This is a genomic window from Streptomyces sp. NRRL S-118, assembly GCF_000716335.1.
Classification (GTDB): domain Bacteria; phylum Actinomycetota; class Actinomycetes; order Streptomycetales; family Streptomycetaceae; genus Streptomyces.
In genome coordinates this window covers 45,910-69,875 of sequence record NZ_KL591004.1, presented here as the reverse complement: position 1 = coordinate 69,875, position 23,966 = coordinate 45,910, and the positions used below count along the sequence as shown (strand labels likewise).

Annotated in this window: 23 protein-coding genes and 3 tRNA genes; 14 read left to right on the top strand and 12 right to left on the bottom strand. The window is 72.0% G+C overall.

The window, feature by feature from the left end:
• Positions 1–62: 62 nt before the first annotated feature.
• The 3 genes from IH00_RS0109615 to IH00_RS0109605 all read left to right on the top strand — a co-directional run bounded on the left by IH00_RS0109615 (position 63) and on the right by IH00_RS0109605 (position 4,924).
• Complete coding sequence (locus IH00_RS0109615) at positions 63–2,240, top strand: hypothetical protein (RefSeq protein ID WP_031071668.1); 2,178 nt, start codon at positions 63–65, stop codon at positions 2,238–2,240.
• Between the two features lie 156 nt (positions 2,241–2,396).
• Positions 2,397–3,857 (top strand): N,N-dimethylformamidase beta subunit family domain-containing protein, encoded by a 1,461-nt coding sequence (locus IH00_RS0109610; RefSeq protein ID WP_031071666.1) that lies wholly within the window; start codon positions 2,397–2,399, stop codon positions 3,855–3,857.
• 167 nt (positions 3,858–4,024) lie between these two features.
• Positions 4,025–4,924 (top strand): phosphoribosylaminoimidazolesuccinocarboxamide synthase, encoded by a 900-nt coding sequence (locus IH00_RS0109605; protein WP_031071664.1) that lies wholly within the window; start codon positions 4,025–4,027, stop codon positions 4,922–4,924.
• A gap of 43 nt (positions 4,925–4,967) precedes the next feature.
• On the opposite strand, the gene IH00_RS0109600 is transcribed toward IH00_RS0109605, so the two are convergent.
• The 8 genes from IH00_RS0109600 to IH00_RS0109565 all read right to left on the bottom strand — a co-directional run bounded on the left by IH00_RS0109600 (position 4,968) and on the right by IH00_RS0109565 (position 9,679).
• Positions 4,968–5,040: transfer RNA gene (locus tag IH00_RS0109600), tRNA-Gly, on the bottom strand.
• Between the two features lie 21 nt (positions 5,041–5,061).
• Positions 5,062–5,673, bottom strand: a complete 612-nt coding sequence (locus IH00_RS0109595) for a response regulator transcription factor (protein WP_031071663.1) — start codon at positions 5,671–5,673, stop codon at positions 5,062–5,064.
• The gene (locus IH00_RS0109590; RefSeq protein ID WP_063835342.1) at positions 5,670–7,094 is read right to left on the bottom strand and encodes a sensor histidine kinase; all 1,425 of its coding nucleotides are present in this window, start codon (positions 7,092–7,094) and stop codon (positions 5,670–5,672) included. The genes IH00_RS0109595 and IH00_RS0109590 overlap by 4 nt, the downstream gene beginning before the upstream one ends.
• A gap of 13 nt (positions 7,095–7,107) precedes the next feature.
• Positions 7,108–7,878, bottom strand: a complete 771-nt coding sequence (locus IH00_RS0109585; protein ID WP_031071658.1) for an ABC transporter permease — start codon at positions 7,876–7,878, stop codon at positions 7,108–7,110.
• A 1-nt stretch (position 7,879) separates the two neighbouring features.
• On the bottom strand, positions 7,880–8,797 hold the full coding sequence (locus IH00_RS0109580; RefSeq protein WP_031071656.1) for an ABC transporter ATP-binding protein: 918 nt from the start codon (positions 8,795–8,797) through the stop codon (positions 7,880–7,882).
• A gap of 153 nt (positions 8,798–8,950) precedes the next feature.
• Positions 8,951–9,023, bottom strand: a tRNA-Gly gene (locus IH00_RS0109575).
• A 95-nt stretch (positions 9,024–9,118) separates the two neighbouring features.
• Positions 9,119–9,190: transfer RNA gene (locus IH00_RS0109570), tRNA-Gly, on the bottom strand.
• 135 nt (positions 9,191–9,325) lie between these two features.
• Positions 9,326–9,679, bottom strand: a complete 354-nt coding sequence (locus tag IH00_RS0109565; protein WP_031071655.1) for a histone-like nucleoid-structuring protein Lsr2 — start codon at positions 9,677–9,679, stop codon at positions 9,326–9,328.
• A gap of 321 nt (positions 9,680–10,000) precedes the next feature.
• Here IH00_RS0109565 and purS point away from each other — a divergent pair, with 321 nt between their 5' ends.
• The 5 genes from purS (at position 10,001) to IH00_RS0109540 (ending at position 14,644) form a co-directional block, all read left to right on the top strand.
• A complete protein-coding gene (purS, locus tag IH00_RS0109560) occupies positions 10,001–10,249 on the top strand; it encodes a phosphoribosylformylglycinamidine synthase subunit PurS (protein WP_031071653.1) in 249 nt (82 codons plus the stop codon).
• A complete protein-coding gene (gene purQ / locus IH00_RS0109555) occupies positions 10,246–10,926 on the top strand; it encodes a phosphoribosylformylglycinamidine synthase subunit PurQ (RefSeq protein ID WP_031071651.1) in 681 nt (226 codons plus the stop codon). Before purS ends, purQ begins: the two co-directional genes overlap by 4 nt.
• Complete coding sequence (purL, locus tag IH00_RS37185) at positions 10,923–13,172, top strand: phosphoribosylformylglycinamidine synthase subunit PurL (RefSeq protein ID WP_039946690.1); 2,250 nt, start codon at positions 10,923–10,925, stop codon at positions 13,170–13,172. Before purQ ends, purL begins: the two co-directional genes overlap by 4 nt.
• Positions 13,173–13,271: 99 nt before the next feature.
• The gene (locus tag IH00_RS0109545; protein WP_031071649.1) at positions 13,272–13,772 is read left to right on the top strand and encodes an ArsR/SmtB family transcription factor; all 501 of its coding nucleotides are present in this window, start codon (positions 13,272–13,274) and stop codon (positions 13,770–13,772) included.
• Between the two features lie 20 nt (positions 13,773–13,792).
• Positions 13,793–14,644 (top strand): M23 family metallopeptidase, encoded by an 852-nt coding sequence (locus IH00_RS0109540; protein WP_031071647.1) that lies wholly within the window; start codon positions 13,793–13,795, stop codon positions 14,642–14,644.
• On the opposite strand, the gene IH00_RS0109535 is transcribed toward IH00_RS0109540, so the two are convergent.
• Positions 14,641–15,045: a nuclear transport factor 2 family protein gene (locus IH00_RS0109535; protein WP_031071645.1), complete on the bottom strand. Its 405-nt coding sequence runs from the start codon at positions 15,043–15,045 to the stop codon at positions 14,641–14,643. The two genes, IH00_RS0109540 and IH00_RS0109535, sit on opposite strands and share 4 nt — an antisense overlap.
• 98 nt (positions 15,046–15,143) lie before the next feature.
• Here IH00_RS0109535 and IH00_RS0109530 point away from each other — a divergent pair, with 98 nt between their 5' ends.
• The 4 genes from IH00_RS0109530 (at position 15,144) to purM (ending at position 19,695) form a co-directional block, all read left to right on the top strand.
• Positions 15,144–15,950, top strand: coding sequence for a maleylpyruvate isomerase family mycothiol-dependent enzyme (locus IH00_RS0109530; protein WP_031071643.1), 807 nt, complete (start codon positions 15,144–15,146; stop codon positions 15,948–15,950).
• Between the two features lie 83 nt (positions 15,951–16,033).
• Positions 16,034–16,891 carry an META domain-containing protein gene (locus tag IH00_RS0109525; RefSeq protein ID WP_107064431.1) on the top strand — a complete coding sequence of 286 codons (858 nt, stop codon included), beginning with the start codon at positions 16,034–16,036 and terminating at the stop codon, positions 16,889–16,891.
• Positions 16,892–17,050: 159 nt separating this feature from the next.
• A complete protein-coding gene (gene purF, locus IH00_RS0109520) occupies positions 17,051–18,577 on the top strand; it encodes an amidophosphoribosyltransferase (protein WP_031071638.1) in 1,527 nt (508 codons plus the stop codon).
• A 44-nt stretch (positions 18,578–18,621) separates the two neighbouring features.
• Positions 18,622–19,695, top strand: coding sequence for a phosphoribosylformylglycinamidine cyclo-ligase (gene purM / locus IH00_RS0109515; protein WP_031071636.1), 1,074 nt, complete (start codon positions 18,622–18,624; stop codon positions 19,693–19,695).
• Positions 19,696–19,764: 69 nt separating this feature from the next.
• On the opposite strand, the gene IH00_RS0109510 is transcribed toward purM, so the two are convergent.
• Positions 19,765–20,016 (bottom strand): DUF3073 domain-containing protein, encoded by a 252-nt coding sequence (locus tag IH00_RS0109510; RefSeq protein WP_031071635.1) that lies wholly within the window; start codon positions 20,014–20,016, stop codon positions 19,765–19,767.
• Positions 20,017–20,339: 323 nt separating this feature from the next.
• A complete protein-coding gene (locus IH00_RS0109505; protein ID WP_031071633.1) occupies positions 20,340–21,422 on the bottom strand; it encodes a Leu/Phe/Val dehydrogenase in 1,083 nt (360 codons plus the stop codon).
• Between the two features lie 153 nt (positions 21,423–21,575).
• On the opposite strand from IH00_RS0109505, the gene IH00_RS0109500 reads away from it, so the two are divergent.
• Both IH00_RS0109500 and bldC read left to right on the top strand, forming a co-directional pair.
• Positions 21,576–22,421, top strand: a complete 846-nt coding sequence (locus tag IH00_RS0109500; RefSeq protein ID WP_031071630.1) for a DUF8083 family protein — start codon at positions 21,576–21,578, stop codon at positions 22,419–22,421.
• Between the two features lie 468 nt (positions 22,422–22,889).
• Positions 22,890–23,096, top strand: coding sequence for a developmental transcriptional regulator BldC (bldC, locus tag IH00_RS0109495; RefSeq protein ID WP_003949541.1), 207 nt, complete (start codon positions 22,890–22,892; stop codon positions 23,094–23,096).
• Positions 23,097–23,428: 332 nt separating this feature from the next.
• Here the strand turns inward: bldC and IH00_RS37180 are convergent, their stop codons facing one another.
• The gene (locus IH00_RS37180; protein WP_039946687.1) at positions 23,429–23,638 is read right to left on the bottom strand and encodes a DUF6274 family protein; all 210 of its coding nucleotides are present in this window, start codon (positions 23,636–23,638) and stop codon (positions 23,429–23,431) included.
• Positions 23,639–23,966: the final 328 nt, after the last annotated feature.

Below are 23,966 nucleotides of genomic sequence, written 5' to 3'. Positions count from 1 at the left end.
GGGAGTGAGCAACGCCACCGCAGGGCAGTCCGCCGCAGGGCAGGAGGGGGTGACGTACGGCCATGTCCGATGCCGGAATGGGTGAGGAGCGGGGTGCGCGGGCCGCACGTGCCCGTGCGCTCGCGGTGCTGCGCGTCCGCGGCAGGGCCGTGGCCGTCGCGCTGCTGCCGGCCGCTGTCGCCGTCGTGCTCTGGGCGGGCCCGGCCACCGGGCACCTGCGCGGGGGCGGCTGGGACGCCGCCCGCTGGCTGGTGACCTGCGTCGCCGTGCCGGCCCTCCTCGCCGCGGCCGCCGTCGCGACGGTGATCGCCCGGGCGCGTCCCGCGCTGAGCCCCACGGTGGAGATCGCCGAGGAGTCGGCGCCGGACCTGTACCGGCTGGTCGAGGACCTGGCGGTACGGCTGGACGTGCCGGTGCCGTCCGCGATAGCGCTGACCCCCGACTGCGACAGCTGGCTGGAGGACCGTACGCACCGGGCGCACCGCATACCCGGCGCCCACCGCCACGACGCGGCACCCGTGCTCGTCATCGGTTCGCCCTTCCTGTGGTGGATGCGCGTGGGCGAGCTGCGCGCGGTGCTGGCGCCGGTCGTCGCCGGCACGGGACCGTCGGCGCACCCGGACATAGCCGCCGCGCGCCGCTTCGTACGGGGCCTGGACGCCGCGGTCGCGGTGGCGGGCCGGCCGGGGCTCGATCCGGTACGGCGCCTGGGGGCGCGAGGCGTGGCGGCGGCCGCACGGCTGCTGCTGCGGGGCTGCCAGGTGCACGTCGGGGAGATGGAGCGGGGCGTCGCGTCGGCCGCCTCCGAGCGTGCACAGGCTGTGGACTACGGGCTGCGGATCGTCGCGCAGGAGCAGGTCGGGCTCGCGTACGCGGGCTGGGACCGGTTGCTGACCCGGGTGGCGCTGCCCGCCTGGCGGATGGGCCGGTGGCCCTGCCGGCTGGACGCGGGCGTGGTCTCCGCGCTGACGGAGCTGTCGCGGCGCGACCGGCTCGCCGAGGGCTTCGCGTCCCGGCTGGGCGAGCGGCCGGCGTGCGACCTGCTGGAGGAGCCGGGGCTGGTCGACGAGGCCGCCTCGCTGCTGGCCGCCCGCCTCTTCCACGGCGGACCGCCCGAGGTGGGCCCCGACTGGGCTCCGGTGGACTGGCAGCAGTACCCGGACGAGGTCGTCGACCGAAAATGGCGCACGGAGGCCGCCCGCCTCCACCGGGCCCTCGACCGCCTGGGCGTCCGCAGCGGCGCCGCCGAACCCACGCTGTCCCGGGTCCTCGACCACCTGACCACCCCGGAGACGGCCGACCCGCTCGCGGCGGCGATCACCGCGACCCTCGCCGCCGAGGAGGAGGCACCGCCCCGCACGGTGCCATGGCCGGATCTCGCCCCTGGCCCCCTCTCGCCGCAGCCCCCTGAGGCGCAGGCTCCTCCGGCCTCCGGCGCCCGCCGGACACCCGGAACGGCGTCCCCGGACCCTGCACCGGCCGCCGCGGCCGCAGGTACCCGTGCCGACTCGGCTCCGGCCGCCCCGCGCACCCCGCACGCCGACCCGGCACCGCAGACGTCCGCCCCGCCCGGCGCCGACCCGGCGGGTGCTCACGGCACGCCGACCGCGGCCACCGCGCCGGACGCGGAGCCGGCCGCGGCCCCTCGCCCGACGCCCGCCGGTGCTGCGCCCCCCGGCCCGCCGACGCCCGGCTCCGGGCCCGGAGCGGCACCTCACGGCCCCGTGGACGAGGCGCCCATCCCCGGGACCGGCAGCGGACCCCGACCGGGCCCCGACGCGGCACCCGCCCAGGCGCCGGCACCCGCACCGGAGCGCGCACCGGCGCGGACATCCGCCTCGGCATCCGCACCCACGCCCGCTGACGCCTCCGGACCCGGAGTGCCGGCCGTGTCCGCGGTGGCCGCGGTGCCCGCGGCCGGGCACCCCGCCGAGATCGCGCTCGGCTGGGCCGGCGGCGGGGACCCCCTGCCTCTGCTCCCGCTGCAGCCGCCCCGCACCGGGCGCGACCTGCTCGTGGACCATGTCACGGCCATGGTCTGCTGCGCCGCCGTCGACACCGCCGGAGCCGCGCCCGGGCTGGACTGGCTCGACGGTCCCGCCCTGCTGGTGGACGGCAAGCGGCGTGCGGACCTCGCCGGTCCGGTCCTCACCCTCATCGAGGACGCCGATCCCCGGCCGCTGCGCGACTGGCTCGCCGCCGTCGGCGTACGGCCCGAAAAGCCGGTCCGCCTGCGCTGACGGCGCCCACGGGCACCCGCCCGCAGTCGATACGACTGGAATATCGCATTCCGTTCCCGCCAAATAACGACGAACGGTGACGGAGTGCGTGCGGTATGTGATGTGCTGGGGAACGGCACTGAACACATCACGGGGGCATCGAGGGAGGGGCGCAGCATGGGGGCGGAACAGATTCGGCGGTGGGAATCGGGAGCGCTCGCCCACGCCGTGACCGACCCGTTCGGTCAGGGGCCGCTGCCCTGGCTGCGCGGCAGCGAGCAGTACTTCGGCGACACGGGCCAGGTCGTCCCCTGGTACGCCGACCCCGAACTCGCGCGCGGCGGCCACGGCGGGCCGCGCTCCGCCGACGACGTGCGCCGCCAGATCAAGGGCTTCGCCTCCACCGGTGCTGTCGCGCCCGGCGAGGCGATCGACTTCCACATCACTGTGGACCCGCCCCAGCAGTTCTCGGTCGACATCTATCGCATCGGGCACTACGCGGGCGACGGCGCCGCCAAGATCACCACCAGCCCGCGCCTGTCCGGCATCGTCCAGCCCCCGCCGCTCACCGCCGACCGCACGGTCTCGTGCCACCACTGGTGGCTGTCCTGGCGCCTCCAGGTGCCCTCGTACTGGTCGATCGGTGCGTACGTCGCCGTCCTGACCACCCTCGACGGCCACCGCTCCCACATCCCCTTCACGGTCCGCGACCACCACCCCGCCGACCTGCTGCTCCTGCTCCCGGACATCACCTGGCAGGCGTACAACCTGTACCCCGAGGACGGCCGGACCGGGGCCAGCCTCTACCACGCCTGGGACGAGGACGGCCGGCTGCTCGGGGAGGAGGACGCGGCGACGACCGTGTCCTTCGACCGCCCGTACGCCGGCGCCGGCCTCCCGCTCCACGTCGGCCACGCCTACGACTTCATCCGCTGGGCCGAGCGGTACGGCTACGACCTCGCCTACGCCGACGCCCGCGACCTGCACGCCGGACGCATCGACCCGACCCGTTACCGGGGCCTGGTCTTCCCCGGGCACGACGAGTACTGGTCCGTCCCCATGCGCCGCACCGTCGAGGCCGCCCGCGACCAGGGCACCTCGCTCGTCTTCCTCTCCGCCAACACCATGTACTGGCAGGTGGAGCTCGGCCCCTCGCCCTCCGGCGTCCCCGACCGCCTCCTCACCTGCCGAAAACGCCGCGGCCCGGGCAAACCGGCCCTGTGGCGCGAGATCGACCGCGCCGAGCAGCAGCTGCTCGGCATCCAGTACGCGGGCCATGTGCCCGAACCGCACCCCATGGTCGTCCGCAACGCCGAGCACTGGCTGTGGGACGCCACCGGTGCCGGCGAGGGCGACGAACTGCCGGGGATGGTCGCCGGCGAGGCCGACCGCTACTTCCCCCGCACGGCCCTCCCGCAGCACCAGCACCGCATCCTGCTGGCCCACTCCCCCTACCGGGACGCGGAGGGCGCCCGCCGCCACCAGGAGACCTCCCTCTACCGCGCCGCCTCCGGCGCCCTCGTCTTCGCCTCCGGCACCTTCGCCTGGTCCCCCGCCCTCGACCGCCCGGGCCACATCGACCTCCGCGTCCAGCGGGCGACGGCGAACCTCCTGGACCGCATCTGCAAACGGGACTGACGGACCGGCCCGGCGCAGCGCGGGGCGGCCCGGCGCGACGGCGGCGGCCGACCGCGCCACCCCGGTGGCCGTACCAGCGCCTGCCGAGGCGCTGACCTGCGCGCACACTGGATCCCGGGATAGGACACAATCAGCACTGTCCTTGTACGGAACCACGGGGAGGAACCGTGTCCGGATTCGTCGAAAAGCCCGAGCCAGTCGAGGTTCCGGGCCTGGTGCACCTGCACACCGGCAAGGTGCGCGACCTGTACCAGAACGAGGCGGGCGACCTCGTCATGGTCGCCAGCGACCGCATCTCCGCCTACGACTGGGTGCTCCCCACCGAGATTCCGGACAAGGGCCGGGTCCTCACGCAGCTGTCGCTGTGGTGGTTCGACCAGCTGGCCGACCTGATCCCGAACCACGTGCTCTCCACCGACCTGCCCGCCGGCGCCCCGGCCGACTGGGCCGGCCGCACGCTGGTGTGCAGGTCGCTGAGCATGATCCCGGTCGAGTGCGTGGCCCGCGGCTACCTCACCGGCTCGGGCCTGGCCGAGTACGACGAGAGCCGTACCGTCTGCGGTCTCGCGCTCCCCGAGGGCCTCACCGACGGCTCCGAGCTGCCCGCCCCGATCTTCACGCCCGCCACCAAGGCGGCCGTCGGCGAGCACGACGAGAACGTGTCGTACGAGGAGGTCGCCCGCCAGGTGGGCGCGGAGACCGCCGCGCAGCTGCGGCAGTCGACCCTCGCGATCTACTCCCGCGCCCGCGACATCGCCCGCGACCGGGGCATCATCCTCGCCGACACCAAGTTCGAGTTCGGCCACGGCGGCGACGGGCTGGTCCTCGCGGACGAGGTGCTGACCCCGGACTCCTCGCGCTTCTGGCCCGCCGACAGCTGGGAGCCGGGCCGCGCCCAGCCGTCGTACGACAAGCAGTACGTGCGGGACTGGCTGACGTCCCCGGCCTCCGGCTGGGACCGCGCCGGCGAGCAGCCGCCCCCGGCGCTGCCGCTGGAGGTCGTGGAGGCGACGCGGGCCAAGTACATCGAGGCGTACGAGCGGCTGACCGGGATGAGCTGGGCGTGACGACGCGAAAGCCCCCGGCCGACCGGCCGGGGGCTTTCCTCTGAGCGGACGACGAGGCTCGAACTCGCGACCTCAACCTTGGCAAGGTTGCGCTCTACCAACTGAGCTACGTCCGCATGCGCTGTTGCGCGGAACCACTATACCCAACCTCGCTCGCGTGCGAGACGCACTGCCGTATGACGGTTCTCGGCACCGAGTTTCGAGGCGGCGGAGGAGAGGTAGTTCCGCACCGTCCCCGGGGACAGCGACGCCCGCTCGGCGATCTCCGCGACCGGTGCTCCGTCCGCCGCGAGCTCCAGCACCTCCGCCTCCCGGGCGGTCAGCGGCGAGTCCCCGGCGGAGATCGCGTCCGCCGCCAACTCCGGGTCCACGTACCGGTGTCCGGCATGGACGGTACGGATGATCTCGGCGAGCTGCTGGGCGCTGACGGTCTTCGGCACGAAGCCCCGCACACCGGCCGCGAGCGCCCTCTTCAGGTGGCCTGGGCGGCCATGGCTGGTCACGATCATGGTCCTGCACTCGGGCAGTTCCGCCCGCAGGGATGTGGCGACCTTCACACCGTCGGCGCCCGGCATCTGCAGGTCCAGCACCGCCACATCGGGCCGGTGGGCCCGCGCCATGGCGAGCGCCTCGGGCCCGGACCCCGCTTCGGCCACCACCTCCAGGTCGCCCTCCAGCCCGAGGAGCGCCGCGAGGGCGCCCCGGATCAGGTGCTCGTCGTCCGCGAGCAGCACACGCACGGGTGTCACCACGCCCCTCCCGCCACTCCGGCACCGCGTTCCCCGGCGTCCGCAGGCCGCTCGTCCCGTTCCCGATCGCTCACGCGTCGCCTGATGCGTACGCGTCCCCGTTTCCGTGCCGCGCCCGCAGCCCGCCGCATCACGGCGGTCCCACCGTCCGGCCCGGCGCTCGCCGGCTCGGCTCCGGGACCGGTGCCGGGCCCGCCCAGCGGGACCCGGGCCGTCACCCGGAACCGGGCGCCGGGCAGGCGCGCGGCCTCCAGCGTCCCGTCCAGTGCGGCGAGCCGCTCCCGCAGCCCGGTGAGACCGGTGCCGCCTGACCCCGGTGCCCCAGGGGCGGCCGCCGGGCCGCCGACCCCTCCCGCGGACTGCCCGACCCCGTCGTTCTCGACCACCAGCACCGCCCGTCCTTCCTGCGCGCCCACCGACACCGTGCAGCGGCGCGCGTCCCCGTGCCGCAGCACATTCGTCGTGGCCTCCCGCACCACCCACGCGAGCGCCGACTGCACGGGAGCGGGCAGGGCGACGTCCCCGGCCGTGACGCTGCACGCGATCCCGGCCGCGGCCAGGACCCCGCGCGCGCCTTCCAGCTCGGTGTGCAGATCCGCCTCCCGGTAGCCGCGCACCACCTCCCGCACCTCCCGCTGGGAGTCCTGCGCGAGCCGCTGCACCTCGGCCATCTGCTCCACCGCCCGCTCGGCCAGCCCCCGCCGCGCCAGCTGCACCGCCAGCTCGCTCTTCAGCGCGATCACCGACAGGTTGCGGCCCATGACGTCGTGCAGGTCGCGCCCGAAGCGCAGCCGCTCCTCCGCGACCGCGAGCCGCGCCTGGAGCTCCCGCGCGGCGTCGAGCTCCCACACGGAGCGCAGCAGCCAGCCCGAGAAACCACTGGTGAACGCGAGCAGCAGCCCGGCTATCACCACCCCGATCGAGAACCCGACGACCTCCTCGACCGGCAAGCCGAAGGCGAGGCACATCAGCGCGGTGCCGACCGCCGAGCCGAGGACCAGCCAGAGCATGTGCCGGACCTTGGCCAGGGCCAGCACCAGCCCGCCGATTCCGAAGCCGACCATCCCCGTGACCATGATGGCGGCGGTCCCCATGTCGCCGAGCGCCCCGGACCGGCGCAGGGCCAGTGCCCCCGCGGCGAGCACGCACGACGCCACCGCGTGCGCCACCATCAGCCGGTGCGGGCGCCCCCGGCGGCCCACGGTCCAGTCCAGGGCCCGGGAGGCCAGGACGCCGCCCAGCACGGAGTGGGCGCACACCAGCAGGAACAGCCACCCGCCGAGCGGGCTCGGCGACCCGCCGAGCACCCCGAGCCCGATGTAGAGCACCTCGATCACCACGAAGGTGTGGTACGACCAACGGGTGTAGAGCTCCACCTTCTCCGGGTTGCTGCGCCGGCTCCACCACCCCGTCAGTTTCATGTCCTCGTCCCCCTCAGCGCCGTGGCTCCCAGCGGAACCACCGCCGCACAGCAAACACCGAGATCAGGATCCAGGCCAGCGCGGTCACCGCGGCGCCCGCCAGGTCCCCGGCCGTCGCCTCCCCGGCACCCAGCCAGCCGGCCCGGACGAGCGTCATCACGCCGGTGAGCGGCAGCAGTTCGCACACGGAGGCCATCTCGTCGGGGAACGCCTCCAGCGGCAGGAAGAGCCCGGAACCGATCGACGAGACGACGAACAGCGGCATGGTGGTGATCTGCGCGCTCTCGACCGTCCTCGTGAGCGCCGCGGTCGCCGCGGCCAGCACCGTCAGCAGCACCACACCCAGCAGGGCGCCCAGTACGAGGAGTTCAGGCCGCTCCGGCGTCCGTACGCCGAGGAAGGCCACCCCGGCGACCACCATCAGCACGCACTGCGCCAGCCCGAGCACGGCCGCCGGCAGCGCGGTCCCGGCCAGGATCTCCGGGTCCGACGCCTCGCCGGTGCGCAGCCGCTTGAGCACCAGCTCCTCACGGCGCGCTACGTACGCGGAGACGAGGTTCAGGTACACGACGAGCAGCAGGGCCATCACCACGCCCCCGGTCAGTGATGCCTCGACCACGCTCATCCCGGTCTCCTCCAGCCCGACCCGGTCGAGCGAGGTCCGCATGAAGCCGACCATCAGCAGCGGCATCAGCAGCGCCACGCAGAGCGCGTAGCGGTTCCGGACGAGAAGGGTCAGTTCGGCGCGCCCCAGCGCGCCCATGCGTTCCGCCCTGGCCGTCATGTCACACCCCTGCCGTTTCGGTCTGTGCGATGTCGAGGAAGGCCTCTTCGAGCGAGGCCGAGCGGGCGTCGAGCCCTTCCAGCCGTACGCCGGACTCCCGTGCCCACCCCAGGAGTTCGCCGAGCGCGTCCTGGAGTTCGTGGGTGCGTATCTCGACGCGGCGTCCGGTGGCGGCGGCCCGCAGCGACAGCGGCAGCCGCGCCGCGGGTACGCCGTCGGGGAGGACGAAGCGGATGCGGGCGGGCCGGGAGGCGGTGACCTCCGCCGGGGTGCCGGCCGTCACGATCCGCCCCCGGTGCATGATGGCCAGCCGGTCCGCCAGGGCCTCGGCCTCCTCCAGGTAATGGGTGGTCATCAGGACGGTCGTGCCGTCCTCGCTCAGCGCCCGTACCAACTCCCAGGTGTCGCGGCGCCCTTCGGCGTCGAGCCCGGTGGTCGGCTCGTCCAGGAAGAGCACCTCGGGCCGTCCGAGCAGGGCCAGCGCCAGGTCGAGCCGCCGCCGCTCGCCGCCCGACAGCTGCTTGACGCGGACGCGGGCACGGGCGGTCAGCCCCACCATCTCCAGGGCCTCGCCGGCCGGCCGGGGCCCGCTGGTGCAGCCGGACCACATGCGGACGGTCTCGGCGACCGTGAGGTCGGAGGGGAAGCCGCCCTCCTGGAGCATCACGCCGATCCGGGGCCGGACGACCCCGCGCTCGCGGTACGGATCGTGGCCGAGCACCCGCACCCGGCCGCCGCTCGGCGCGGCCAGGCCCTCCAGCAGTTCGACGGTGGAGGTCTTGCCGGCGCCGTTGGTGCCGAGCAGGGCGAACACCTCGCCGGGGGCCACGGCGAAGGAGATCCCGCGCACGGCCTCGAACCCTCCGGTGTAACTGCGCCGGAGGTCCTCGGCCTCGATCACGTGCACATCACTGGTCATGTCCCCAGGCTTGCGCCGCCCCGCCCGCGCGGGCAGGGCGCGCTGTCACCGGTCCGCGATGACAAATGTCATCGGGTGGGACCGGCAGCCCGGCGAGCGGACCCGGGGAACGCCGAAGGCCCCGGTCGTGATGACCGGGGCCTTCGTACTCTGAGCGGACGACGAGATTCGAACTCGCGACCCTCACCTTGGCAAGGTGATGCTCTACCAACTGAGCCACGTCCGCAGTGCTCCCGACCGTCAGCCTCCCACGAGAGGGGCCACCGGGCGGTGCGAACACCACTGTACCTGATGCACCGGAGTGCTCGGTAAGCGATGCGGAGCGGGTGACAGGAATCGCACACTGCGCCTTCCCCCTGGAAGGGGGATGTTCTACTACTGAACTACACCCGCACGCTCCGTGAGGTGGGGCCTTCCGGCCTCGCCCCTCGGCGTGATCCAGACTCTAGCCGATCACCCGGGGTGCAGCGCAACTCGGCGATGCCGGCCCGGGGGGAGCCGTGCCGCCCGGCCCGGCTCCCCGCCCGCTCAGCTCGCCTCGCGGAAGGCCTCGTACACGCGCTTGGGGATCCGGCCGCGGGCCGGCACGTCCATCTTGTTGGACTGGGCCCAGGCGCGGACGGCCGCCGGGTCGGGTTCGAGGGCCGTGTGCTTGTACGCGTCGCGCGACGCCCGGGGCTTGGCGGCGGTGCCCGCGACGGCACTGCCGGAGCGCTTGCGCCCGGCCGCCATGTAGGGCGCGAGGGCCTTGCGAAGTTTCTTTGCGTTGGCGGGATTGAGGTCGATCTCGTACGTCTTACCGTCGAGGCCGAACATGACCGTTTCCGCCGCTTCCCCTCCGTCGATGTCGTCGAAGAGCGTGACCACTACGCGCTGCGCCACGGATATCGGTCCTTTCCCGCGGTGTGCCACCCTGACGTGCGGCGACACCGATTTTAGGGCTGTTGAGAGGCAATGTCGCTTTCCTCTGCATTCCTTTGTACAGCGAAAGGCGTCACATTGTGAAGCCCAGCCAATTGCATCAGCGTGTCCGCTGCAATGCCGGGGACGTTTCTTTTCCGGCTCTTTTCCTCGCCGTTCCCGGCGTGTTCTTCGTGGTCGACCGGCGGCCACTTGTAGGGACCTCCAGATGTCTACTCGCGTAGATTTAGGAGACAGGTACGCTGAGGGAACCGCCCACGCAACACACCACCGGGAGTGCCAGTGGCACGCGTCGTAGTCGACGTCATGCTCAAGCCGGAGATCCTCGACCCGCAGGGACAGGCGGTGCAGCGCGCACTGCCCCGCCTCGGATTCAAGGGGATCGCCGACGTCCGTCAGGGAAAGCGCTTCGAGCTCGATGTGGAGGGGCCGGTCGATGACGCCGCCCTCGCCCGCATCCACGAGATGGCCGAAACCTTCCTCGCCAACACCGTCATCGAGGACTTCGTCGTAAAGGTGGAAGAGGCGTGACCGCTCGTATCGGAGTCGTCACCTTCCCCGGCACGCTGGACGACCGGGACGCGCTGCGCGCCGCCCGGCTCGCGGGCGCCGAGCCCGTTTCGCTCTGGCACCGCGACAAGGACCTCAAGCAGGTCGACGCGGTCGTTCTCGCGGGCGGCTTCAGTTACGGCGACTACCTGCGCGCCGGAGCGATCTCCCGCTTCTCCCCGGTGATGGAGACGATCATCGAGCAGGCGAAGGCCGGCATGCCGGTCCTCGGCATCTGCAACGGTTTCCAGATCCTCACCGAGGCCCATCTGCTCCCCGGCGCGATGCTGCAGAACGACCACCTGCACTTCATCTGCCGCGACCAGAAGCTGCGGGTGGAGAACGCCGGCACCTCCTGGACCGCCGACTACGAGCAGGGCCAGGAGATCTCCGTCCCGCTCAAGAACATGGACGGGCGGTACGTCGCCGACGAGCGCGTGCTCGACGAGCTGGAGGCCGAGGGCCGGGTCGCGTTCCGGTACGTCGGCTACAACCCCAACGGCTCCCTGCGGGACATCGCCGGCATCACCAACGCCGCCGGCAACGTCGTCGGCCTGATGCCGCACCCCGAGCACGCCGTCGAGCCGCTGGTCGGTACGGGCCGCACCGACGGCCTCGGTTTCTTCACCTCGATCCTCAAGAAGTTGGTCAGCGCATGACTCTCGACACCGTCAAGCACGCGGGCGAGACGCCGGACGTCGAGCAGCCGTGGGCCGAGCTGGGCCTGAAGCAGGACGAGTACGAGCGCATCCGCGAGATCCTGGGCCGCCGCCCGACCGGCGCCGAGCTCGCCATGTACTCCGTCATGTGGTCCGAGCACTGCTCGTACAAGAGCAGCAAGGTCCACCTGAAGCAGTTCGGTGAGAAGGCCCCCGAGAACGACGCCCTCCTCGTCGGCATCGGCGAGAACGCCGGCGTCGTCGACGTCGGCCAGGGGTACGCGGTCACCTTCAAGGTCGAGTCGCACAACCACCCCAGCTACATCGAGCCCTACCAGGGCGCGGCCACCGGCGTCGGCGGCATCGTCCGCGACATCCTCGCCATGGGTGCCCGCCCGGTCGCGGTCGTCGACCCGCTGCGCTTCGGCGCGGCCGACCACCCCGACACCAAGCGCGTGCTGCCGGGCGTGGTCGCGGGCATCGGCGGCTACGGCAACTGCCTGGGCCTGCCCAACATCGGCGGCGAGGTCGTCTTCGACTCCTGTTACCAGGGCAACCCGCTGGTCAACGCCGGCTGCATCGGTGTGATGAAGCACGAGGACATCCACCTCGCGAAGGCGTCCGGCCCCGGCAACAAGGTCATCCTGTACGGCGCCCGCACCGGTGGCGACGGCATCGGCGGCGTGTCCGTGCTGGCCTCGGAGACCTTCGACGACACGAAGCCCACCAAGCGGCCCGCCGTGCAGGTCGGCGACCCGTTCCAGGAGAAGCTCCTGATCGAGTGCACCCTTGAGATCTTCAAGGAGAAGCTCGTCGCGGGCATCCAGGACCTCGGTGGCGCGGGCCTGTCCTGCGCGACCAGCGAGCTCGCCTCCGCCGGCACCGGCGGCATGCGCGTGGAGCTGGACACCGTGCCGCTGCGCGACTCCTCCCTCTCGCCGGAGGAGATCCTCATGAGCGAGTCGCAGGAGCGGATGTGCGCGATCGTCGAGCCGCAGCACGTCGACCGCTTCATGGAGATCTGCGAGAAGTGGGACGTCATCGCCACCGTCATCGGTGAGGTGACGGACGGCGAGCGGCTGGAGATCTTCTGGCACGGCGAGCAGATCGTGGACGTGCCGCCGCGCACCGTCGCGCACGAGGGCCCGGTCTACCACCGGCCGTTCGAGCGCCCGGAGTGGCAGGACGCGCTCCAGGCCGACGACGCGAACAAGCTGCCCCGGCCCTCCTCCGGCGACGAGCTGCGCGAGCAGGTCCTCAAGCTGGTCGCCCACCCGAACCAGGCCTCCAAGGCGTGGATCACCGACCAGTACGACCGGTTCGTGCAGGGCAACACCGTCCTCGCCCAGCCCGAGGACTCCGGCATGGTCCGGATCGACGAGGAGACCAACCTCGGCGTGGCCATCGCGACGGACGGCAACGGCCGGTACGCGAAGCTCGACCCCTACACGGGCGCGCAGCTCGCGCTGGCGGAGTCGTACCGCAACGTCGCCGCCTCCGGCGCCAGGCCGCTGGCGATCTCCGACTGCCTGAACTTCGGTTCGCCCGAGGACCCCGCGGTCATGTGGCAGTTCGCCGAGGCCACGCGCGGGCTGGCGGACGGCTGCCAGAAGCTGGGCACCCCGGTCACCGGTGGCAACGTGTCGCTGTACAACCAGACGGGCGAGGTGGCGATCCACCCGACGCCGGTCGTCGCCGTCCTCGGTGTGATCGACGACGTGACCCGCCGTACGCCGATCGCCTTCGCGGAAGAGGGCCAGCTCCTCTACCTGCTCGGCGACACGCGTGAGGAATTCGGCGGCTCGGCCTGGTCCGAGGTGGTCCACGGGCACCTCGGCGGTCTGCCGCCGCAGGTCGACCTGGACCGCGAGAAGCTCCTCGGCGAGATCCTGATCGCCGGCTCCCGCGACGGCATGATCGACGCGGCGCACGACCTGTCGGACGGCGGTCTCGTCCAGGCGGTCGTCGAGTCCTGCCTGCGCGGCGGGAAGGGCGCGCGCCTGGTCGTCCCGGACGGCCTGGACGCCTTCACCTTCCTGTTCAGCGAGTCGGCCGGCCGTGCGGTCGTGGCCGTGCCGCGCAGCGAGGAGCTCCGCTTCACCGACATGTGCGGCGCGCGCGGCCTGCCCGCGGTCCGCATCGGTGTGGTGGACGGCGACGAGGTCGACGTGCAGGGCGAGTTCAGCATCCCGCTGGGCGAGCTGCGCACGGCCCACGAGGCGACCATCCCGGGCCTGCTGGCCTGACGCACCTCCCGGCGCCCCCGTCCGGACCCTCGCGGTCCGGGCGGGGGTTTCGTCTTTTCCCGCTTGAACGATATTACGTAACTACGTATGATCGTCTCCATGGAGCTGGAAGAGCGCGTCGCGGAGCTGGAACGGCGCATGGCGGCGCTGGAGGGCGGCGGGCGGGACGTACCGCCCGTCGGCGAAGGCGACTTCTGGGCGCTGGAGGGCCTCAAGGCGCGGCTCGCCGCGACCGGCGCGGCGGACGGCGGCGTCCTGTTCACCGGGGCCGTACGACTGCCCACGGGTGAGCAGTACGAGTGGCAGTACGGCCTCCCCGTCGAACGGCAGCTCGAGGACGACTGGACCGAGGCCGCGGAGTCCTTCGCGGCGCTCGGGCACCCGGTCCGCCTGCGGCTCCTGCGCGAGATCGTCGGTGGCCGGCGCACCGCCGCCGAGCTGGCCGCGCTGGAGGAGATCGGCACGACCGGCCAGATCTACCACCACCTGCGCCAACTGACCGGTGCCGGCTGGCTCCACACCGCGGGCCGCGGTCGCTACGAGGTCCCGCCGGGCCGCGTGGTGCCGCTGCTCGCGGCCCTTGCCACGGCCCGGCCCTGATCCATCTTCTTGGGGGAACGATGACGATACGCAAGCTCGGCATGGTCCTGTACCGGCTGCTGCAACTGACCTTCCTGGCCACGGTGTACGGCTGGGCCGTCCTCGACTACGCGTGGTGGTGGATGCTGCCGCCCATCGTGGCGGCGTACGCCATCGCCATCGCCGTAGGGGCCCGGCACCTGAACGATCCCCTGCCGTCCCGCCCGCCGGTGGAGATCGGCCCACCCGTCACCGGCCGCTGGTCGGCGCTCAACAGCCCGGCCGACAAGACACCGAGCCACGGCACCCACGGCTACGGCCAGACGTACGCGATCGACGTCATCGCCGATCCGGAGGACCGCGAGCGTCCCGAGTTCAGCGCCCTGTGGCCCGTCATGCGCCGCAGCAGCGACTTCCCCGCCTTCGGCGCCCCGCTCCTGGCGGTCGCCGACGCGACGGTCGTGCACGCCACGGACCGCCAGCGCGACCACCTCAGCCGTAACTCACTGCCCGGCGTGGCCTACCTGATGCTCTTCGAGGCGTGGCTGCGGGACATGGCGGGACCGTCCAGGATCTTCGGCAACCACCTCGTCCTCGACCTCGGCGACGGTACGTACGCGGCCTACGCGCACCTCCAGCGGGACTCCCTGACCGTCCGGACGGGCGACCGGGTGGTCGCGGGGCAGCAGCTCGCCCGCTGCGGCAACTCGGGCAACTCCACCGAGCCGCACCTGCACTTCCAGCTGATGGACGGCCCGGACCTGGACACGGCCCGGGGCGTGCCGTTCACCTGGCGCGGCGTGGGCGTCCCGGCGGGCGGCGAGACGTTCACGGCGGAACCGGCCGGCACGGAACCGGCCGGCGCACGGGCCGGTGGTGCGCAGGCCGCCTAGTCGGCCGGGCCCCAGAAGGCGTCCGCCTCGTCGATGTCCTCGACGCACTCGTCGATGTCGGAGATCTTCCCGCCCACGATCGTGAAGAACAGCCCGCCCCGCATCTCGATGCCGCGGTCGCCGCGTTCGGCGAACCACTTGTGGGCGGTCACGGCGTGCCCGCGGCCGTCCACGGAGACGTGGTGGAGGTCGACGCGCAGGGAGCCTCCGGTCAGCCGGAAAAGCTCGTCGAACAGGGCCAGGACGTTGTCGCGGCCCTTGTAGTGGCCGGAGATCCGGCTCGACCCCGGCGCGTGGTAGACGCAGTCCGACACCATCAGGGAGCCCAGGGTCTCCATGTCTCCCTTGCCGAAGGCGTCGTACGCCTGGTGGACCAGGGCGCTGTCCGGGTGCTGGCTCATGGTCGCTTCCCGCCTTTCGTACCCGTCGTCTGCCGCCTCTTCCATCGTCCTCCCGGACCCCGCCCCCTGCCATGCGGTGGGGGGTTACCCTTCGGTCCATGCCACCGGCCAGGAAGCGCACCCGGAAGTACGACCCCGCGAAGACCCGCGCCGCCGTGCTCGCCCAGTTCGGGCACGCGCGGGAGGCGGTCCTGACCCTGACGCCCGGGCAACTGGCGCTGCCGACGCGGCTCGGTGAGTGGACGGTCCGGGAACTGGCGGCCCACATCACCATGGCGTTGCGCTCCGTCATCCGCGGCGTGGCCGCCCCCGAGCCGGCCTCCCGCGACCTGGAACTGCTCGACTGGCCGCTCGCCACCCGGAAGTACGCCGGGGACGTCGACCACGACACCCGCGAGATCGCCGAGGCGGCCGCGGAGGACCTGCCCGCGCTCGCCGCGCTGTACGAGGAGACCGGGCGGGAACTGGCCGCCGCCCTGGAGTCGGCCTCCGACGACCGGCTGATCACCACGCGCTTCGGCGGCGTCCGCCTCGGGGACTTCCTGGTGACCCGTACCGTCGAACTGATCGTCCACACCGACGACCTGCACCACGCGACCGGGCTCACCGTCCCGTACGACCGCCAGGCGCTGGCCGCCTGCACACGGCTCCTCGCCGACGCCCTCGCCGTGAAGGCGCCGGGCGGAGCGGTGGAGGTGCGGGTGCCGCCGTACGCGGTCGTGCAGTGCGTCGAGGGGCCGAGGCACACCCGCGGCACCCCGCCGAACGTCGTGGAGACGGACCCGCTGACCTGGATCCGCCTCGCCACGGGCCGTACGTCCTGGCAGGACGCGCTCGCCACGGCCGCGGTCTCCGCCGGCGGCGAGCGCGCGGACCTGTCGTCCCTGCTGCCCGTGCTCGGCTGACAGGCGGCAGCCACCCTCTCCGCCCACCCCGGCGTCCGCTCCGGTGCCCCGGACGGGAACCGAGCCCGGAAACGATCCGTCTCATGGGCATGCCGACCATGCACAAGCACCACCTGACCGCGTCCGCCGCTCTCGTGGCGTTCCTCGCCCTCTCCGCCTGCGGCACCAGCCCGGGGCCCGGCGCGGGCGACGGCGGCACCGTACGTCCGGACGTGCCGGTCGCCGGCGTCCGCTGGAGCGTGGAGAGCGTCACCGTCGACGGCAAGAAGACCGCGGCGCCGGCCGACGCCCACGTGTCCATCAACAGCAAGGGGCGGGCCGGGGGCAACCTCGGCTGCAACCACTTCGGCGCCGACACGGCCATCGAGGGCGACACCATCACCTTCGGGCAGGCCGTGACGACCGAGATGGCCTGCGAGAAGCCGGTCCAGAGCTTCGAGAACGCCCTGAAGAAGGCCCTGAACGGCAAGGTCACGGCCGAGCTCGAGGACGGCACGCTCACGCTCACGACCGCCGACGGCGACTCCGTACGGCTCACCGAGCAGCCGGCCGCGCCCCTGACGGGCACGAAGTGGACGGTCGAGTCGCTCACCTCGGACCGGACGGCCTCGTCGCTGCCCGCCGCGGCGCAGGGCAAGGCGTACATCGTCTTCGGCAAGGACGGTACGGCCCGCGGCAACCTCGGCTGCAACAGCTTCAGCGCCAAGGCCGTCACCGAGGGCCCGGCGATCACCTTCGGGCCGGTCGCCTCCACCCGCAAGCTGTGCCCCGGCCCCGGGATGGACGTGGAGCGCGCCCTGCTCAAGGCGATGAAGGGCAGGACCACCTACAAGATCACGGACCGTAGTCTCACCCTGACCGGCGCGGACGGCGCGGGCTTCGCGGCCACCGCCTCCGACGAGGGGAAAGCCCCCGGGGCCGGGGCCGCGACCGACAAGTGACCCCGGGGGCCACTGCGAGGTCCGTCACACCCCGTACACCTCGCCGTGCGACAAAGCCCCCTGTCAGCGGGGCGGCCGAGGACGTGGGACCCGTCCACGGCCGCCCGGCGGTCCGTAGCCAATTCGGACCAGTGGTCGACCTCGCCTACACTCGATGGCGTGCCACGTGGTGACGGTCGACTCAATCACGATCTGCTTCCCGGCGAGAAGGGCCCCCAGGACGCTTGCGGCGTCTTCGGTGTCTGGGCTCCGGGTGAAGAGGTCGCAAAGCTCACGTACTTCGGGCTCTACGCCCTCCAGCATCGGGGTCAGGAATCCGCGGGAATCGCGGTCAGCAACGGCTCCCAGATCCTCGTCTTCAAGGACATGGGCCTGGTTTCCCAGGTCTTCGACGAGACTTCGCTCGGTTCCCTCCAGGGTCACATCGCGGTCGGACACGCCCGCTACTCGACCACCGGCGCCTCCGTGTGGGAGAACGCGCAGCCGACCTTCCGGGCCACCGCCCACGGCTCCATCGCGCTCGGCCACAACGGCAACCTGGTCAACACGGCCCAGCTCGCCGAGATGGTCGCCGACCTCCCCAAGAAGGACGGCCGCGCCACGCAGGTGGCGGCCACCAACGACACCGACCTCGTCACCGCGCTCCTCGCGGGCCAGGTCGACGACGACGGCAAGCCGCTGACCATCGAGGAAGCCGCCGCCAAGGTGCTCCCCGAGGTCCGGGGCGCCTTCTCCCTCGTCTTCATGGACGAGCACACGCTCTACGCCGCCCGTGACCCGCAGGGCATCCGCCCGCTGGTCCTCGGCCGCCTGGAGCGCGGCTGGGTCGTCGCCTCCGAGTCCGCCGCCCTCGACATCTGCGGTGCCGCCTACGTCCGCGAGGTCGAGCCGGGCGAGCTGATCGCGATCGACGAGAACGGCATCCGCACCTCCCGATTCGCGGAAGCGAAGCCCAAGGGCTGTGTCTTCGAGTACGTCTACCTGGCGCGCCCCGACACCGACATCGCCGGCCGGAACGTGTACCTCTCCCGCGTGGAGATGGGCCGGAAACTGGCCAAGGAAGCCCCCGTCGAGGCCGACCTGGTCATAGCGACGCCCGAGTCCGGCACCCCCGCCGCGATCGGGTACGCGGAGGCCAGCGGCATCCCGTTCGGCGCGGGACTGGTCAAGAACGCGTACGTGGGCCGGACCTTCATCCAGCCCTCCCAGACCATTCGCCAGCTGGGCATCCGCCTGAAGCTGAACCCGCTGAAGGAAGTCATCAAGGGCAAGCGCCTGGTGGTCGTGGACGACTCGATCGTCCGCGGCAACACCCAGCGCGCGCTGGTCCGGATGCTCCGCGAGGCCGGGGCCGCCGAGGTCCACATCCGGATCTCCTCCCCGCCCGTGAAGTGGCCGTGCTTCTTCGGCATCGACTTCGCCACCCGCGCCGAGCTGATCGCCAACGGCATGTCGGTCGAGGAGATCGGCAAATCGCTGGGCGCCGACTCCCTCTCGTACATCTCCCTCGACGGCATGATCGAGGCCACGACCATCGACAAGCAGAAGCTGTGCCGCGCCTGCTTCGACGGCGAGTACCCGATGGAGCTGCCGGACCCGGAGCTGCTGGGCAAGCAGCTGCTGGAGACCGAGCTGGCCGCCGGACCCGCCGCCACGGCCGCGGCCGACGCGCTGCGCCGCCCGTAGGACCCCCGCAATCCCTGCAGTACGACACGAAAGCTCTCACAGTCATGTCTGAGACTGAGACCACCGGTGCCAGCTACGCAGCCGCGGGCGTCGACATCGAAGCGGGCGACCGCGCCGTCGAGCTGATGAAGGAGTGGGTGAAGAAGACGCAGCGCCCCGAGGTCCTCGGTGGCCTGGGCGGCTTCGCCGGCCTCTTCGACGCCTCCGCCCTCAAGCGCTACGAGCGGCCGCTGCTGGCCTCCGCCACCGACGGCGTCGGCACCAAGGTCGACATCGCCCGCCAGATGGGCGTGTACGACACCATCGGCCACGACCTGGTCGCCATGGTCATGGACGACATCGTCGTCTGCGGCGCCGAGCCGCTGTTCATGACCGACTACATCTGCGTCGGCAAGGTCCACCCCGAGCGGGTCGCCGCGATCGTCAAGGGCATCGCCGAGGGCTGCGTCCTCGCCGGCTGCGCCCTGGTCGGCGGCGAGACCGCCGAGCACCCCGGCCTGCTGGGCCCGGACGACTTCGACGTCGCCGGTGCCGGTACGGGCGTGGTGGAGGCCGACCGGCTGCTGGGCGCCGATCGCATCCGTACGGGTGACGCGGTGATCGCCATGGCGTCCTCCGGCCTTCACTCCAACGGGTACTCGCTCGTCCGCCACGTGCTGTTCGACCGCGCGGGCATGAGCCTGGACCAGCGCGTCGAGGAGTTCGGCCGGACGCTCGGCGAGGAGCTGCTGGAGCCCACCAAGATCTACTCCCTGGACTGCCTCGCCCTCACCCGCACGACCGAGGTGCACGCGTTCAGCCACATCACCGGCGGTGGTCTGGCCGCGAACCTGGCCCGGGTGATCCCGGACGGTCTGCACGCCACGGTGGACCGTTCGACCTGGGCGCCCGGCGCGGTCTTCGACCTGGTCGGCACGACGGGTCAGGTGGAGCGGCTGGAACTGGAGAAGACCCTCAACATGGGTGTCGGCATGATGGCCGTGGTCCCCGCCGCATCGGTCGACGTGGCGCTGACCACCCTGGCCGACCGCGGGGTCGACGCCTGGGTCGCCGGTGAGATCACCGAGCGCGGTGAGCACACCACCGGTGCCGAGCTGGTGAACGACTACGCCGCCTGAGTGCGGGCCTGAGCAGCACAGAACCCGGTCCGGGGCAGGGCCCCGGACCGGGTCGGAAGAGTGCAGGCGTCAAGCGCCGCGACGCTGAGACGACGGACCGGACTCTTCGTCCTCGTCCTCGTCGTCGTTGTACAACTCCGCGTAGCGGGCGTACGGGTCGTCTTCCTCGTCGTCGTCCTCGAACGGCTCACCGTTCGGTGGCTGACTCGAAGTCGAAGCGCCCAGCTCGCTGGCCAGGCGTGCGAGGTCCGTCCCACCGCTGTTGTACTTCAGCTGGCGGGCGACCTTCGTCTGCTTGGCCTTGGCCCGGCCGCGCCCCATGGCTCGACCCCCTCGGTGACGGGGCTCGACGGCCCCAGAGTCTTGACACGCGTTCATGATTCGGAACGGACTCCCCGTGGAGAGACCGGCCCGTAGGGCTTCAACGGTACCTGCTTCCGCCGCCATACGGTACGCCGCCCGCATGACGTGCCTCGGAGCCGGACCGACGAGGTGCCCTGTCCTCGCTGGTCAGCTGCGATTTTAACCTCTTCTTGCCGGGCGACCCGCCGACCGGCGTGAGTCTTCTCTCTCTGGCCGAGACTCACCCCTCGCCGGCGGGCGCCCCCTGTCAACCGCGGGTCAGGCCACGGGGCCGGGCCGGGTTACCGGTGACGGGCCTCGGCCATCCGCTGCTCGGCGATCCGGTCGGCCGCGGCAGCCGGCGGAATACCGTCTTCCTTCGCACGTGCGAATATTGCCAGCGTGGTGTCGAAGATCTTGGTGGCCTTCGCCTTGCACCGGTCGAAGTCAAAGCCGTGCAGCTCGTCCGCGACCTGGATGACCCCGCCCGCGTTGACGACGTAGTCCGGCGCGTAGAGGATCCCGCGGTCGGCGAGGTCCTTCTCGACACCCGGGTGCGCGAGCTGGTTGTTGGCCGCGCCGCACACCACCTTCGCCGTCAGGACGGGCACGGTGTCGTCGTTCAGCGCACCGCCGAGGGCGCACGGCGCGTAGACGTCCAGGCCCTCGGTGCGGATCAGCGCGTCGGTGTCCGCGACTACGGTGACCTGCGGGAACTTGTCGGTGATCCGGCGCACGGACTCCTCCCGGACGTCCGTGATGACGACCTCGGCACCATCGGTGAGCAGGTGCTCCACCAGGTAGTGGCCCACCTTGCCGACGCCGGCGACGCCTACCTTCCGGCCGCGCAGCGTCGGGTCGCCCCACAGGTGCTGGGCGGAGGCGCGCATGCCCTGGAAGACGCCGTACGCGGTGAGGACCGAGGAGTCGCCGGCGCCGCCGTTCTCGGGCGAGCGGCCGGTGGTCCAGCGGCACTCCCGGGCGACGACGTCCATGTCGGCGACGTACGTGCCGACGTCGCAGGCCGTCACGTACCGCCCGCCGAGCGAGGCGACGAACCGGCCGTAGGCCAGCAGCAGCTGCTCGGTCTTGATCTTCTCCGGGTCGCCGATGATCACGGCCTTGCCGCCGCCGTGCTCCAGACCGGCCATGGCGTTCTTGTACGACATCCCCCGGGAGAGGTTCAGCGCGTCGGCGACGGCCTCGGCCTCGGAGGCGTACGGGTAGAAACGGGTGCCGCCGAGGGCCGGGCCCAGGGCGGTCGAGTGGATGGCGATGACGGCCTTCAGGCCGGTGGCGCGGTCCTGGCAGAGCACGACTTGTTCGTGGCCCCCCTGCTCCGACTGGAACAGGGTGTGCAGGACGCCGTCGGTCACATCGGTCACGGTGGTGACTCCCAAGTACGAAGCGGCGGTGAGGCCCCCCTGCGGGTGGGGGAGGACCTTGACGGCATGAGAGTAAGTCCTACCTGCGCGTAGCCGGGAGACAGTGCCGAGGATCACCCCCTCCCGGAGTACGGGCGTGGAAGGATTTGCGACATGCCTGCGGATTTCTCGGCCCCGGTCCCGTACGCGTCCTACCTGCGTGTGTACGAGCCGCTGGCGGCCTTCCCGGAGCCCGAGCGCGCCCACTGGGCCCGCTACGCGCGCCGCGGGGCCGCCCCGACCGCGCAGGACGAGCTGCGCCGGGCGCTGGCGGGTCTGGTGGGGACGCCGCCGGTGCCGGTGCCGGTGCACGAGAGCGGGGACGCCTTCGTCACGGAGGTGGACGGCGTGGTGTGCGTGTGCCCGTGGCGCACGCGGCTGCGCGGCTGGCTGGCCCTGCGGGAACTGCCGGAGCTGCTGCCGCCGGCCGTGCTGGACGCGGCGCTGCCGCCGGTGGTGCGGGAGCAGGCGGAGGCGGACCACGAGCGGTGGCGGGAGGCCAACCCGGACGCCCGGCCGTGGATCCGTACGGCGGTGTGGCAGGTCCCGGTGCGCTGGTTCGCGCTCTTCATCGACGAGGAGCGGGAGTACGCCGGGGCCGAGGGCCCCGACAAGGCGCCGGTGCTGCGCTACCGGACGCCGATGGTGCAGGCGCGGCGGCGGGTGGCGCGGGCGCTGAAGGCCCTGCGGGAGTCGCTGGAGGAGGGCCCGCTCACGGAGGGTCTGGTGGACGTGGGGCGCTGGCTGGAGGAGTTCCACCCGCGCTCGCTCGTGGAGCTGGACTACGGCGGCCTGGTGTACGCCCTGTCCGCGGACGACCTCGCCGCGGACCGGTCGGCGGCGGACGTGGCGGAGGGGATCGCGGCGCTGCGGGCCGGCGACGAGGAGGGTGCGGGCGCGGCGTACGAGCGGCTCACGGAGCGGTGGCGTGCGGTGCGGAACCTCCAGTACGCCAACTGAGATGATCTCGCTTCCGGACGGCGGGGCCCCAAGTCCCGATCCGGGCCTTTGTGCCAAGCGTGACGGACAGCACTAACCGGGCTCTTGCGCCCATCGCCCAACCTCATGCCAAAATAGGACAAGGAGTCCGGGAGGGGCTCCTTCCGTCCAACTATGGGCGGAAGGCTAAGCATTGCACGCTATGGGGGGTCTGGTGGCTCCTGATCGCTCTGTGACTGATCGTCACTGTGACGTGACTGTCCGTTATGGCATGGTCCATCGGCTTCCGCCGCTGATGAACACCTGAGAGGGCAATTCCGTCGGTTTGGCCGAACGTGGCTGGACAGATGGTGTAGTTGTAGTGCCGAGGACAAGCCGTTCGTCCTATAACCGACTCGGCTCGCGTCCGCCATTTCGGGCAACGCGGGTCAAGGTGCAGAATTTAGAGGAAAGAACCGAGAAGGTTCGGTTCTCCCGAGGAGGCCGCTCATGACCGCTCGCACCCCTGATGCCGAGCCGCTGCTGACCCCCGCTGAGGTTGCCACGATGTTCCGCGTGGACCCGAAGACGGTGACCCGCTGGGCGAAGGCGGGCAAGCTCACGTCCATCCGCACCCTGGGTGGACACCGTCGGTACCGCGAGGCTGAGGTCCGCGCACTGCTTGCGGGCATTCCGCAGCAGCGCAGCGAGGCCTGAACACCCCGATGAAACGGGCATTTCCGGGTCCCCCAATCCGGATCGCCCACCCATAGCTCCACCGACGGGTGCCCGCCCCAACGGGCCTTCGTCATCGATCGCGCTGGACTCCGCCGGGTCCAGCGCGATCTTTTCATGTCCGGGCGGACGCCCCGGGGGCGCAGCTCAGGGGCGTGCGGGGCGTTGGCGGGCCGGCGCCGGAGGGCCGCGGGGCGCTCCTCCTGGAAGCCGTTCGGCACCCCTGCATGGCGGTGCAATTGCACATATTAAATTGGTCCGTTGTAGGGAGGGGCTAAGTTATGCACCTTCAAAAACTGTTTTCGTGACTCGCGTCACACGCTGGGGGGCGGCTCCTCCGGCCTCCCGGCGTCCCCCTCGGGGAGGTCGGGAAGGTCCGGGAGCTCCATGGCGAGCCGCAGGAGGCGATGGCAGACGACGCAGTGCCGGGTGAGGTGGCGGTAGCCGGAAGCGGCCGCCAGGTGGGCGCGCAGCAGGGCGCGCGTCTCGTGCCTGACCGGCCTGACCGTGGCTGCCGCCGCCATCCATGCCACCTCCGCAGAAGGGTCCCCGCATCCCCGGGCCGCGTCCGCGCGGTCCCGTCCGCCCGGCGGGCGGACGAGGCTGCTCTGCGGACACTCCCCTAGTTGCTTGGGTACCCCCGGCCGGTGCGCCCGTCAATACGACGGAAAGGCCCGGACCCTGAGGATCCGGGCCTTTCGGTCCGTGCGCCGGCCCCTGCGGGGCGGCTCGCGCCCCCGAGGGGGCGCCTGTACGACAGCGAAGCCCGCATCCATGAGGATGCGGGCTTCGATCGATGCGGTCCTGACGGGATTTGAACCCGCGGCCTCCACCTTGACAGGGTGGCGAGCA